Origin of the sequence: Hyphomonas sp. (assembly GCF_041689225.1) — a bacterium.
Taxonomy (GTDB): Bacteria; Pseudomonadota; Alphaproteobacteria; order Caulobacterales; family Hyphomonadaceae; genus Hyphomonas.
On sequence record NZ_JBDNGN010000055.1, the window covers coordinates 1 to 12375 of the forward strand.

General features: G+C 60.4%; 12 protein-coding genes and 1 rRNA gene. 6 read left to right on the forward strand and 7 right to left on the reverse strand.

The window, feature by feature from the left end; genetic code table 11:
* From ACESNB_RS04750 to ACESNB_RS04765, 4 genes are all read right to left on the reverse strand, one after another.
* Window positions 1-521, reverse strand: a 16S ribosomal RNA gene (locus ACESNB_RS04750); the annotation flags it as partial.
* A gap of 637 nt (window positions 522-1158) precedes the next feature.
* Window positions 1159-1593 (reverse strand): CBS domain-containing protein, encoded by a 435-nt coding sequence (locus tag ACESNB_RS04755; protein WP_373004603.1) that lies wholly within the window; start codon window positions 1591-1593, stop codon window positions 1159-1161.
* Between the two features lie 91 nt (window positions 1594-1684).
* Entirely contained in the window at window positions 1685-2392 is a 708-nt protein-coding gene (locus ACESNB_RS04760) for a rhomboid family intramembrane serine protease (RefSeq protein ID WP_373004606.1), read from the reverse strand.
* Window positions 2393-2547: 155 nt separating this feature from the next.
* The gene (locus tag ACESNB_RS04765) at window positions 2548-5151 is read right to left on the reverse strand and encodes a TonB-dependent receptor (protein ID WP_373004609.1); all 2604 of its coding nucleotides are present in this window, start codon (window positions 5149-5151) and stop codon (window positions 2548-2550) included.
* 406 nt (window positions 5152-5557) lie between these two features.
* Between ACESNB_RS04765 and ACESNB_RS04770 the strand changes: the two genes are divergently transcribed.
* Window positions 5558-6109, forward strand: coding sequence for a PAS domain-containing protein (locus ACESNB_RS04770; RefSeq protein WP_373004612.1), 552 nt, complete (start codon window positions 5558-5560; stop codon window positions 6107-6109).
* A gap of 2 nt (window positions 6110-6111) precedes the next feature.
* Here ACESNB_RS04770 and ACESNB_RS04775 read toward each other — a convergent pair whose 3' ends face one another.
* Window positions 6112-7746, reverse strand: a complete 1635-nt coding sequence (locus ACESNB_RS04775) for a choline dehydrogenase (RefSeq protein ID WP_373004615.1) — start codon at window positions 7744-7746, stop codon at window positions 6112-6114.
* Window positions 7747-7897: 151 nt separating this feature from the next.
* Between ACESNB_RS04775 and ACESNB_RS04780 the strand changes: the two genes are divergently transcribed.
* Together ACESNB_RS04780 and ACESNB_RS04785 are read left to right on the forward strand one after the other, a co-directional pair.
* Window positions 7898-8320 carry a PilZ domain-containing protein gene (locus ACESNB_RS04780; RefSeq protein ID WP_373004618.1) on the forward strand — a complete coding sequence of 141 codons (423 nt, stop codon included), beginning with the start codon at window positions 7898-7900 and terminating at the stop codon, window positions 8318-8320.
* Window positions 8262-8489, forward strand: a complete 228-nt coding sequence (locus tag ACESNB_RS04785) for a PilZ domain-containing protein (RefSeq protein WP_373004620.1) — start codon at window positions 8262-8264, stop codon at window positions 8487-8489. Before ACESNB_RS04780 ends, ACESNB_RS04785 begins: the two co-directional genes overlap by 59 nt.
* Before the next feature lie 5 nt (window positions 8490-8494).
* Here ACESNB_RS04785 and ACESNB_RS04790 read toward each other — a convergent pair whose 3' ends face one another.
* Entirely contained in the window at window positions 8495-9025 is a 531-nt protein-coding gene (locus ACESNB_RS04790) for a gamma carbonic anhydrase family protein (RefSeq protein ID WP_373004623.1), read from the reverse strand.
* A 256-nt stretch (window positions 9026-9281) separates the two neighbouring features.
* Here ACESNB_RS04790 and ACESNB_RS04795 point away from each other — a divergent pair, with 256 nt between their 5' ends.
* The 3 genes from ACESNB_RS04795 (at window position 9282) to ACESNB_RS04805 (ending at window position 11810) form a co-directional block, all read left to right on the forward strand.
* On the forward strand, window positions 9282-10094 hold the full coding sequence (locus ACESNB_RS04795; RefSeq protein WP_373004626.1) for a PhoH family protein: 813 nt from the start codon (window positions 9282-9284) through the stop codon (window positions 10092-10094).
* A gap of 152 nt (window positions 10095-10246) precedes the next feature.
* Window positions 10247-11119 carry a glutathione-dependent disulfide-bond oxidoreductase gene (yghU, locus tag ACESNB_RS04800; protein ID WP_373004628.1) on the forward strand — a complete coding sequence of 291 codons (873 nt, stop codon included), beginning with the start codon at window positions 10247-10249 and terminating at the stop codon, window positions 11117-11119.
* 82 nt (window positions 11120-11201) lie between these two features.
* Window positions 11202-11810, forward strand: coding sequence for a trimeric intracellular cation channel family protein (locus tag ACESNB_RS04805; RefSeq protein ID WP_373004632.1), 609 nt, complete (start codon window positions 11202-11204; stop codon window positions 11808-11810).
* A 240-nt stretch (window positions 11811-12050) separates the two neighbouring features.
* Here the strand turns inward: ACESNB_RS04805 and ACESNB_RS04810 are convergent.
* Window positions 12051-12375 (reverse strand): hypothetical protein (locus ACESNB_RS04810; protein ID WP_373004636.1); only part of this gene is annotated, 325 nt, incomplete at its 5' end.

Genomic DNA, 12375 nt, shown 5'->3' on the forward strand with positions numbered 1-12375 from the left:
ACCGCCTACGCGCCCTTTACGCCCAGTGATTCCGGATAACGCTAGCACCCTCCGTATTACCGCGGCTGCTGGCACGGAGTTAGCCGGTGCTTCTCAAGGGGTACCGTCATCATTCGTCCCCCTTTTAGAGGTTTACAACCCGAAAGCCGTCATCCCTCACGCGGTGTCGCTCCATCAGGCTTTCGCCCATTGTGCAAGATTCCCCACTGCTGCCTCCCGTAGGAGTCTGGGCCGTGTCTCAGTCCCAGTGTGGCTGATCATCCTCTCAGACCAGCTATAGATCGTCGCCTTGGTAGGCCATTACCCTACCAACAAGCTAATCTAACGCGGGCCGATCTTTCACCGATAAATCTTTCCCCCGGAGGGCGTATACGGTATTACCACTCGTTTCCAAGAGCTATTCCGTAGTGAAAGGTACGTTCCCACGCGTTACTCACCCGTCTGCCACTATATCGTTCGACTTGCATGTGTTAAGCCTGCCGCCAGCGTTCGTTCTGAGCCAGAATCAAACTCTCAAGTTGAGTGTTGATCTGACGATCCGTCCTTTGGAATAAGGACGGCAACTGTTGCTATATAAGCATCAAGTAATTGCGTTCTTTGACGAGAAACCCTTAGTCACAAAGACCAGGTCGAAACCTGATCGATGGAAAAAGAATTTTCTCAAGAAACGCATCCGTCGTGATCGTTTGGACCGTAGCCGAAGCTCGTGTCCGCTAGCCGTCACGCCGCCTGCGTTTCTCTTCCTAATCTCTTACAATGTCAAACAGCTGGAACCGAAGTTCCGGTAGGCCATCCAGGGCGCTGCCCCTTCCGGAAGAGGCGGCTTATATGTGCCACCTAGCTCCCCGTCAACACCCTTTTTTGCGCCTTCTGCAGTCTTCGTGTTTGACCACGTTTTCTACTGAATTTTGGCACAAATGAAATCGTCGACCGTTGTGACGGCCTGCAAAATCAGGCATTTCGAAGAACCGCATATATAGCCGCTGTTCGGGTGAAATATCAAGAACTATTTCACTTAATTAGCAGCCCGTCTGCGGGGCCCGCTTTGGAAACCGTTAGGTCTCTGCAGCGGAGGCCGGGGAATACCCCCCTGATGCCGAAGCCGCAACCCCTTAAAACAGGGTTTCCGCAGAAAACGACACTTTTGTTGCAATCAGCCTAGTATTGCGCGGACAGATACGACTTCATCGCCTCTGCTTCGGCTTCTGTCTCGGCAATTTTCCATTTTACCAGATCGCCGATCGAGACAAATCCGATCACCTTTTCATTGCGCAGGACCGGCAAATGGCGAATCCGGCGGTCGGTCATCAGCTGCATGGCGTGATCAATCCGCATCGTGGAGGGCACCGTAACCACGTCGCGGGTCATCGCGTCTCCGACTTTCATCTCCAGCGCGGAGTGCCCGTGGCGGGCAACCTGGCGCACGATATCGCGTTCAGAAAGGACACCGATGATCGATTCGCCGGAATCCAGCGCGACGACCGCCCCGATTCGCCGCAAATCCAGCACCTTTGCGGCGGCGCCCAACGTATCCTCCGCTCCCACGGAGATGACTTCACGCCCCTTGTCGTTCAGAATCTGATCAATCGTCATGTAACATCCTCCAAGCCTCAATCGGTGTGTCCGATTTCTATTTGAAGTGACGATACCATACCCGGCGTGCGGAATCGATCAGGAACGCAAATCAGGCCTCGACGCCTTCCCGGCGCCAGACGAGGAAACGGAACACGAGGGCACCGGCAACGTATCCGCCGACATGGGCCTGCCAGGCGATTCCCGCCCCCAGCATGGACGGTCCGATGAAGGCCAGGATCAGGTTGGCGACCAGGAACACTACAGAACCGGCTATGAATGGCCGTGAGGCAAGACGCGGCTCTGCACCCTGCTGGGCCATCAGAACGACGCCGATCAGGCCCGACACGCCTCCGGACGCACCAATCGCCGGCTGCCCGATCGGATAGTTCGCGGCCAGGTGCGCCAACGACCCGCCGGCCACGCTCATGAAGAACAGGAAGAGGAACAGTTCGCAGCTCCGGTTGCGTCCACGACCTCGGGTCCGTTCGAGGTATTCGTATACCGGCTTTCCGACGCCGAGCAGCATGGCCGCGTTCAAGCCGACATGGACCCAGTCGCTGTGAACGAACGCAATCGTGAAGACCGGCGCGATGGCTGAGAAGGCATTTGAATAGGGTTCGGCAGCTCCCGGCGGCAGGCTGGCGCCCAGCCACCCCCAGAACCGCTTGGGAATCAGTGCCACGTTCCTCAGCAGGGCGTCCTGCAGTCCGGCGCTGAGCAACACCCTCCCCCCATGTGCAGCCAGCAGGACCAACGCCAGCGCCGTCACGCAGGGCGGCGCATTGATGATGGGCGGACGTCCGGGATTGCGGGCCATGCAGCCTCCTGAGGGGAATCACACTTCCCTCTATATAGACACGGCCGCGCACAATGGCAGGCTATGCCTGCGCCGCACCGGGGAATTCGGTCGCTGAATGCGAAAAGCCCCGCCGCGAACGACGGGGCTTTCCACAATGTCATTGCTATGTCGGTCTAGAACGCCTTGCGAACCGTCACGCCATACGTCTTGGGCTGGCTTGGATAGCCGCTGATCGATCCGGCTTGCGCCGTGGTCGGGAACGCCACCGTAACGTACTCATCATCAAAGATGTTGCGTCCCCAGAATGTCACGCCCAGGCCGCCTTCGGTCGTGAAGCCGGCCGACGCATTCCACGTGCTGATTTCGTGCTGGTCGTTGATGAGCGCCTGGTTGGCCGGATCATCGAAATAGTCCGTCGGGCTTTCATATTGCCAGTCTGCCCGCACGAATGCCGCAAGCGACTTCACATCGAAACTGTAGGTCGCCGACGTGGAGGTCGCTGTTTCCGGGATGTCGTATGGCTTCTTGCCGGACAGATCGAGCTCGTTCGATGCCGACAGCGGCAGGCTCGGGTCGATCTTGAAGCCCGTGCTGGTGAAGTCGTCATACACCGGATCCTGGAACGTGCCTGCAAACGTGAGCAGCAGGTTGTTGGTCACATTCCAAGACGCGTCCACTTCCAGGCCCTGAGTCGACTGCTTGCCAGCATTGGTCAGGTTGAAGCCTGTGCCGGAGAACGTGTTCGACTGGAACCCTTCGATGCTCTGATCGAACAGGGCGACGTTCACCGCAAACGAATCATAAGCCAGCTTCGCGCCGACTTCGAAGACGGTTGCATCTTCCGGTCCGGCAAATCGCGTTCCCACTGTCAGGTTGTTCACGGCCAGGCCGGCATCGCGGATCGGCGAGGAGCCCGGGCTGGTAACCGGAGATCCTGGCGTGAAGTCGCTCGAGAACGGGCGGCTGTCGCGCGAGAGGTTCCAGGACGTCGCCTTGAAGCCCGTGCCATACGACCCGTAGAGATTCAGGTTGTCGGTCGCATCATAGGCCAGCCGGAACGTGTAGGTCAGCTGGTCGTCCTTCGAATGGCCATCTTCCACCGTATTCGGGAAGTCCAGGAAGGGCGGCAGGAACTGCAACGGCTGGAGGCCGAGCAATGTGTTCTGCGCCGGATCCTGCACAGCGGCCTGAATGGCAGCAAAGGCAAGTGGGTTGGCACCGGCAAAGGCGGCAACCTGCGCCGGATCGGTGGCGTCGACGCTATAGCCAGCCAGCGTCTGTGCAAAGCCGATGGCAACAAGGTCGAGGCCCGAGAACACATCGGTGCTCACGATATTGCCGAACGCATCCTTCTCGTCCTCAGTATAGTTGAGGCCGACGGTCGCCGTCAGGCGGTCCGTGGCGTGCCAGTCAACCGTGCCGAAGATCGACCAGGCTGTGTTGTCCTGACCGAATTCTTCGGTGAGGCCTTGTCCCGCCTGCCCGAAGACAAGCCCGACAGGCAGGCTGAGTGCGCCTTCAACCAGGTCCAGCGCACCGCCGGACAGGACGTCGGCATAGCCGCGGAAATCCGCGCCGTAATAGAGTTCATTCTTGATCGCGACGGTTTCATCGAAATAGAAGCCACCGACCATCCAATCGACCGGGCCGTCGCCGGTCGACGTGAGCCGGACTTCCTGCGTGAAAGTCTCGATGTCTGTCGCATTAAAGTTCCGGCGGAGCAGGTCTGCGCTCGTGAAGTCGGAATCGGCGTTCTGCTCAAGATCGGACTCGCGATAGGCCGTGATCGACGTGAGCGTCATGTTGCCGAGGTCGAAGTCGCCCTGGAGCGACAGGCCACCATTGTCGATATTGTTGGTCGAGCCGAAATTGTACGCCACTTTGTAAGACGTTGGATCCTCGGGCACGACTTGGCCGCCCAGCAAGTTGACGACAGCGCCCGTCGGGCCGTTCACGTCATTCGCAGCCGCGCAGCACAGCTCGTCGATCGTGTCATAGTCACCGATCAGGCGGAACGACATGTTCTCACTCGGTTCGAACAACAGCTCGCCGCGCAGGCCATAACGGTTGCGCTCATTGGTGTCCTGGCCAGAGCCGATGTCTTCGATATAGCCGTCGCGTGTATTGTAGCTGCCGCCCAAGCTGAACGCGAGCGTGTCGCTGATCGGTCCGGTAACATAGGCCTTGGCACGATAGCCATTATAGTTGCTGACAGTGCCTTCAACATTGCCACCGAGTTCGAAGGACGGCTTCTTGGTAATCACCGAGATGACACCGGCTGAGGCGTTCTTGCCGAACAGTGTCGACTGAGGCCCGCGCAGCACTTCGACGCGCTCGATGTTCGGCAGGTCCGAAATCTGCGACGCCGACCGCGACCGGTACACACCATCGATGAACACGCCGACCGATGGCTCGATACCGGCATTGTTTGCGCCGTTGCCGAAGCCACGGATCACGAAGTTCGTGTTGGATGACGACTGGAGCTGGCCGACGCTAAGCGATGGCACGAGGGACTGGAGATCGTTGAGATCGAGAATTTGGGCTTTCGCGATGACGCTTTCATCAACCACCGAAACGGCGACCGGGACGTCCTGGAGCGTTTGCTCCCGCTTCGTCGCCGTGATCGTCACGGTCTGCAGCGTACGCGGTGATTCGTCGTCTGCTTCCTGCGCTATAGCGGGCATGGCGGCACTCGCAATGGCAGCAAAGCCGACGCCGAGGCAAAGGGCGGTTTTCAGATTCGAACGCGCAGGGGCGCGTAGAGGTGTCTTGGACACTCGGTATTCTCCCTAGGAATTTGTAGTCAAGTTTGAGAGGACGCCGCGAGATTCACGGCAGCGGATAGGTAACGGTATGCTAAGGACTAACGGAGACGTAATTCTACGCAAGACCTCCACGGCAAAATTTCCGTCCTGACGTTGCGTCCGCATCGGGGCGCGGCCGTCAGGTATCCTGACATCCACCCCGAGCGGGTGGTCGCGGTGTTTCGACTTGGTACGATCTGGCAGATCCGGACAGCCTGCGGGTGACACCGGTGCCCGGCGCGCAATCCTTTTTAGGCGAATTTCGCGCCTGCGAGGCCTGCTTTTCCCCAAACACATGACCCTGCATCTGGAATGGATATTGCGACTGCCTATGCTGGACGGTCCGGAGCGGACCAAATCATTATGGAGACAGCCTGTCATGCAAGACCGGTCTATACACCCAAACACCCGGATACTGATCGACGCATGGCGCAGGATGAGCCGAGGGCAGGACTCGAATGCGGTCGATGACCCGCGTGTGGCCGAACACCCGGGCCTGATCACGCAGTTGTTTGTCGTACAGCACAGCAAGGACAATGGCTGGCGGTTCCGCACAGCAGGACAGGGCATGTCCGACCTGCTCGGTCGCGACCTGACCAATCATGACTTCCTGGAACTCTGGAGCGGACCCGACCGGTTCATGATGACCCATTTCATGGAAGCAATTCGCTATGACGGCGCCCCGGGCATCGTCCGCGGTCGCTGCGAAACTCTGGCCGGCCAGCGCGTGGAAGTCGAGATCACCCTGATGCCGCTGGTGCGTCCGGGGGGGCAGACCGACACGCCCCGCCTCCTCGGCCTCTACCAGACGCTCGGCGGCGAACCCATGCTGAAAGGGCGTCCGATCTGGCGCCACCGCATCTCGATGCTGGTGCCGCCAGACACCCGGATGGAAGGCCCGCAATTGCGCCTCGTTACCACGAACGCCTGACCTCAGGCCGGCGTGAGGGTTTCCTCGCGCGCAAGGGCGGGTTTTCCGAGCATCATGTCGGCCGCTTTCTCGGCCACCATGATGGTCGGCGCGTTCGTGTTCCCACCGACGAGTGTCGGCATCACCGACGCATCGACAACACGCAGCCCGTCCACGCCGCGCACACGCAGCTGGCCGTCGACCGGGCTCGCATCGCTGGTCCCCATCGCGACCGTGCCGACAGGGTGATAGATCGTCTCTCCGGTCCGGCGGATGAAGGCGTCGATATCCTCGTCGGTCACGACACTCGTCCCCGGCATGATCTCGGAACCGCGCAACGCGTTCAGCGCCGACTGGCCACACACATCCCGCACCATTTTCACGGCCTCGCGCATCGCCCGGCGGTCTTCCTCCGCCGCAAGGTAGTTGGGGTCGATGGCCGGATGCGCGAACGGGTCAGCGGACGCGAGGCAAATCGTGCCCCGGCTCTCGGGACGCAGCTGGCAGGCATGAACGGTAAAGCCGTCCTTCTGTGGATCGTGATTGCCATGGTCCATCATGATCGCATTTACCAGGTGCAACTGGATGTCCGGCATCGACAGGCCTTCGCGCGAATTGATGAACGCGCCCGCCTGCAGGAAATTGTCCGCCCCGGCGCCGGTCTGGTTGAACAGGTACTGAAGTCCCACGCCAATTTTCTTGAGACCTTTCTGCTGCGAATAGGCCGACACGGGCTGGGTCATCTCATGGATCACCGTCACATCCAGGTGGTCCTGGAGGTTCTGGCCGATACCGGGCGACTTCACCTTCGCCTTGATACCGAACCGGTCGAGATGTTCCGGATTGCCGATCCCGGACAGCATCAGGATTTGCGGCGACTGGACGGCCCCGGCGCAGACAACGACTTCCTTGTCGGCACGGATCACCTGGGTCAGCGCGCCCTTGCCTTCGACGACTTCAACGCCCGTCGCGCGCCCGTTCTCGATCAGCACGCGTGTTACCAGCCCGGTCGAGATAACCGTCAGGTTCGGTCTGACGCCTTCGATCGGACGCAGGTAACCGTATGAGGCGCTCCAGCGCTCGCCCTTGTGAATCGTTCGCTGGTAGCGGCCGAAGCCTTCCTGCTGGGCGCCGTTGAAATCATCGGTGAGCTTGAATCCCGCCTGTTCTCCTGCCTGGACAAAGGCCCGGTAGATTGGGCTCGACATCGGGCTTTCCGATACACGCAGCGGACCCGCCCCGCCATGGAACGTGCTGTCGCCGGACTCGTGCGCTTCCGACCGTTTGAAATAGGGCAATACGTCGGCAAAGCTCCAGCCCGTCAGCCCCATCTGGGACCATTGGTCATAATCGCCCGCATGCCCGCGGATATAGACCATGCCGTTGATCGAGGACGATCCACCCCAGCCCTTGCCCCGGGGCCAGTAGAGCTTGCGCCCGTTCATGTGCTTTTGGGCTTCGGTGTAGAAACCCCAATTATGATCATTGGCCTGCTTGATCAGGCTGCCGACACCGGCCGGCATCCGGATCATCAGCGAATTGTCTTTCTTGCCCGCTTCGATCAGACACACCTTTATGGCGGGATCCGCCGAGAGGCGGTTCGCGAGCGTGCATCCGGCACTGCCAGCGCCAACGATGACATAATCATAAGTTTCCATGGAATGCGGCTCCGGCCCGATTGGATAATGAATGACGCGCCCGGAACCCGCGTTCCGGCCTGCCTCGACAACACTTTGTGAACCTAAAACGCCTAAGTAAAGCGTTCACGGTGGGACAAGCGCGGGAATTCCGGGCTTTCGTGAGCAGCACATGACCGGTCCGCGCAGCTCAGCGGTCAGCAACAGTCCGCTGGTAAATCCTGACAAGGACCGGCGCCTCTACAAGCGCGTCGCCCTGAGTCTTGCCGGTCGCGTCATCGATGACGACGGCGTCGACCACGAGATGACGAGAATCGACATTTCCTGCTCCGGGGCGATGATCCGGTCGGACTACCGCCCCGAAGCCGGTGCCCAGGTGATTTGCTATTTTAACGAACTCGGACGCGTCGCCGCGACGGTCATTCGCGCGACCCCGACGGGCTTTGCGGCGCATTTCCGGATCGTGCAGCACAAGCGTGAAAAGCTGGCCGACCGCCTGAGCTGGCTTCTCAACAAGGACAGGCTCGACCTCACTGATGACCGGAACGGGTCCAGGGCCTTCCGGCGGCGGGCCCGCACTTCTGACGCTGGATAACGGCCGCGAGATCAAGTGCCGCGTCCTCGACATTTCGCTCACCGGCGCCAGCTTCGAGGCCGAACGCGCGACACCCATGGTGGGCGACACGGTGTTTGCCGGCAATGTGCGCGGCGAGGTCGTCAGCGTGACCGGCAAGATTTTCGCGATCCGCTACCTGCGCCAGTAACTCGGTCAGTCGATACGCTTCACGCTGTCGCGGTGCTTCTTCCAGTTCTCGACATAGTGTAGCGCCGACATTTTCAGCATCTGCACCTGTGGCTCCGACAGTGTCTTTACCACTTTTCCCGGCGATCCCATCACCAGCGAATTGTCCGGGATCTCCTTGCCTTCGGGGATCAGCGTATGCGCCCCGATGATGCAGTTCTTACCGATCCTCGCATTGTTGAGGATCGTCGAACCGATGCCGATCAGTGTCTCGTCGCCGATCGTGCAGCCATGCAGCATCACCATATGGCCCACCGTCACGTCCCGGCCGATGGTCAGCGGCGCGCCCACATCGGTGTGCAGCACGCTACCATCCTGGATATTGGTGTTTTCGCCAATCGTGATCGGGTCATTGTCGCCGCGCAGGACGGCGCCATACCAGACAGAGGCGTTCTCCTTCAGGATCACGTTGCCCATAACTCGGGCATTTTCGGCCACCCAGTAGTTTCCGCTCGCCGGCAGCTGGGGTCGGGCCTCTCCGATCTGGTAGATTGCCATGATTATTCGTCCTCTCATTTCGCCTGCGGAATATCGCCTAAAGGGTTTGATAACCCTGCTAGAGTTTAATCAACAACAGATTCGGACGTGGAGACGGTCATAAACAGACCCAGTCGCACCTCGCCGCCGGAACCGCATGTTTCCGGACTGGCCACGCCGCCCACAGGGCGGTCCCCCCATCTGCCCCCGTTTTTCGCCAAGCCGTCCGCAATTCTGCTGACGGCTTTTTTTCTGCCTGGAACCAAGGAGTCCTCCCATGGGTAAACGCAACGCCGCCAAGCGAATGAAGACAGCATCAGAGGTAAAAGCCACTGCCTGGATTCAGGATGCCGGTCGCGGCCAGCCGCCCCTTCTCCACGCGATTGAGGGCGGCCGAAGCTGGCATCCCGACGATGCAGATACCCGAAAGCGAAAGCCGACGGCCGCAGAGCCTGACCGCACCCAGCGCTACCAGAAAACCGTCAAGCCCCGGTCGGAAAACCAGGCCCAGCTGATGAAGGCCATGGACACCTATGCCCTCGTCGCCGCGCTCGGCCCCGCCGGCACGGGCAAGACCTATCTCGCCGTCTGCAAGGCGGTCGAGGCCCTGCAGGCGGGCAAGGTCGCCCGCATCATCCTGTCGCGTCCCGCCGTCGAGGCCGGCGAACAGATCGGTTTCCTGCCCGGCGCCATGGAAGACAAGCTCGCCCCCTACCTGCGCCCACTCTACGACGCCCTGTCCGACCGGCTCTCGCCGGCCCAGCTGAAACACATGCTGTCGGAGGGCGTGATCGAGATCGCCCCCATCGGCTTCATGCGCGGGCGCACGCTCAACAATGCCTTTATCGTCGTCGATGAGGCACAGAACTGCACCTATACGCAGATCAAGATGCTGCTCACCCGGCTTGGCTGGCACTCCACGATGGTGATCACGGGCGACCCGGCCCAGACCGACCTGCTGCCAGAATTCTCCGGCCTCGCCAATGCCGCCGAACGGCTCGAGAAACTGGCCGGCGCCGCCGTTATCCGTCTCGAAGGCGCCGACGTCGTCCGCCACCCCCTCGTGCAGGAAATGCTCGAAGTCCTCTAGGCCAACCGATCCCCTGCCCCAGCCCGTCCGGGACACCGGGCGGGCTTTTTCCTGGCTCGGCATCAGGGCCGCTCACCAGATTGTCATTCACAATCTCGCCCGCGCCCTTACATGTATGCCCAACGCGCAATGCTGCCGCTGGAGGAATAAACATGAGCGACCCGACCTACACGCCGCCGAAAGTCTGGACATGGGACAAGGAAAGCGGGGGCCGGTTCGCCGCCATCAACCGCCCGATCGCCGGCCCGACCCACGACAAGGAACTGCCCGTCGGCAAGCATCCCTTCCAGCTCTATTCGCTTGGCACGCCGAACGGCGTGAAAGTCACGATCATGTTCGAGGAACTCCTCGCTGCAGGTCACACTGACGCCGAATATGACGCCTGGCTGATCAATATCGGCGAAGGCCAGCAATTCGGTTCCGGCTTTGTCGCCATCAACCCGAATTCCAAGATCCCGGCCTTGATGGACCATTCCACCAATCCGCCGACCCGTATTTTCGAATCCGGCGCCATGCTGATCTATCTCGCGGAAAAGTTCGGCGCTTTCCTGCCGACACAAAACGCCCAGCGCGCCGAAACGCTCAGCTGGCTGATGTGGCAGATGGGCGCCACGCCCTTCCTCGGCGGCGGCTTCGGCCACTTCTACGCCTACGCGCCGGAGAAATACGAATACCCGATTAACCGCTACGCCATGGAAGTGAAGCGCCAGCTCGACGTGCTCGACCGTCAGCTCAAGGACAATGAATACATTGCCGGCGCCGACTACACGATTGCCGACATGGCGATCTGGCCCTGGTATGGCGCGCTCGTCACCGGCGCGGTCTATGATGCGGGCGAGTTCCTGCAGGTGCAGGACTACACAAACGTCATCCGCTGGATGAAACAGGTCGGTGCCCGCCCCGCCGTTGGGTGCGGCAAGATGGTCAACCGCACCTTCGGCAAGCCGGAATCGCAATTGCGCGAACGCCACGATGCCAGCGACTTCGACACGAAGACGCAAGACAAGCTCGAACCGCAGAGCTAGCCTCCCGGCCCTCTCTCTCCTATGGACGGGAGAGGGCCACTCCACCCGGACTGCCCCCTGACCCGGCCACAGGAGCGGCACCATGTCCCCCGACCTCATCCTCACCCTGTTCGACCGCGTCGGCGTGTTCGTCTTCGCCATTTCCGGCGGCATCGTCGCCGTGCGCAAGGACATGGACCTGTTTGGCGTCGTCGTGCTCGCCTTCCTGCCCGCCATTGGCGGCGGCACGCTGCGCGACCTTATCCTGGATCAACCCATCTTCTGGCTGTCAGACACGCCGACCCTGCTGCTCGCGCTGGCGGGCGGGCTGACCGCTTATGTGTTTCACCGCTTCCTGGAAAACTTCCGTCCCCTGCGCTGGGCCGATGCGTTCGGCATGTCGCTGTTCGCGGTCACCGGCGCGGCCAAGGCGATGAGCCTCGACCACGGCCTCGCCGTCGTGCTCATCATGGGCGCCCTCACCGCCAGCGCCGGCGGCCTGATGCGCGATGTCGTCGCCAATGAGGAACCGCTGCTCCTGAAGAAAGACATCTACGCCACCGCCGCCCTGCTCGGCGCGGGTGTCTATTTCAGCCTCGCCACTTGGGGCCTGCCCGAAACCAGCGCCTTCATCGGCGGCCTCGCCGCCGCCTTTACCCTCCGCGCCCTGGCCATCATCTTCCAGCTGTCGTTGCCGAAATCGCCGTTTTGAGGGGAAACGGGTCTTGTCTCATTCAAGGTGTGTGGAGGACAGCTCTAACGTCCGGCCGTGTCCGCTTCGGGTCATTAGCAGTCATTAGCTTCATGAGATTTGACGGCGATTATTGGCCCTTCTTCTTCGTTGGGTCCAAATCGTCTGACGGCAACTCTCGGCAGCAAAGCAGTCGTTAAATAAGCTAGAAAACTGTCGATTTGAACGATGGCGAAGTACTCCAGTCACATACACGTTAGGCTATATTGTCAGCGCTTGTACGGCGCAGGCGTGGCAGGAGGGCTGCATCCCTTTTGCAGGCCAATTTCTTTCAAGAAAGTGCGTCGCTCGAAGCCTTTCCTGTAGGCGTCTTCTTGCGAACGCTGGTGCGTGGGCGCGCCGGATTTTTTTCGAACAATGCCACTTAATGGTGCTGTCAAAGGAATGCAGGGCGGCCTCGACCTCTCTTCTTTTCGCTTGCATTTGAAGCGAAAAGAAGAGTTGCATTTGGAGTTCCAGGATACCCTGGGAATAACTCAATTCACTGAGTAATCCCAAAGTTCGTTTCCTCTGACAAAGCCCTCTC

Coding starts and splice junctions, on each gene's coding strand:
- ACESNB_RS04795 (WP_373004626.1), top strand. CDS start 9,282: ATGGGTAAACGCAACGCCGCCAAGCGAATGAAGACAGCATCAGAGGTA.
- ACESNB_RS04760 (WP_373004606.1), bottom strand. CDS start 2,392: ATGGCCCGCAATCCCGGACGTCCGCCCATCATCAATGCGCCGCCCTGC.
- yghU (WP_373004628.1), top strand. CDS start 10,247: ATGAGCGACCCGACCTACACGCCGCCGAAAGTCTGGACATGGGACAAG.
- ACESNB_RS04770 (WP_373004612.1), top strand. CDS start 5,558: ATGCAAGACCGGTCTATACACCCAAACACCCGGATACTGATCGACGCA.
- ACESNB_RS04775 (WP_373004615.1), bottom strand. CDS start 7,746: ATGGAAACTTATGATTATGTCATCGTTGGCGCTGGCAGTGCCGGATGC.
- ACESNB_RS04790 (WP_373004623.1), bottom strand. CDS start 9,025: ATGGCAATCTACCAGATCGGAGAGGCCCGACCCCAGCTGCCGGCGAGC.
- ACESNB_RS04805 (WP_373004632.1), top strand. CDS start 11,202: ATGTCCCCCGACCTCATCCTCACCCTGTTCGACCGCGTCGGCGTGTTC.
- ACESNB_RS04755 (WP_373004603.1), bottom strand. CDS start 1,593: ATGACGATTGATCAGATTCTGAACGACAAGGGGCGTGAAGTCATCTCC.
- ACESNB_RS04785 (WP_373004620.1), top strand. CDS start 8,262: ATGACCGGAACGGGTCCAGGGCCTTCCGGCGGCGGGCCCGCACTTCTG.
- ACESNB_RS04780 (WP_373004618.1), top strand. CDS start 7,898: ATGACCGGTCCGCGCAGCTCAGCGGTCAGCAACAGTCCGCTGGTAAAT.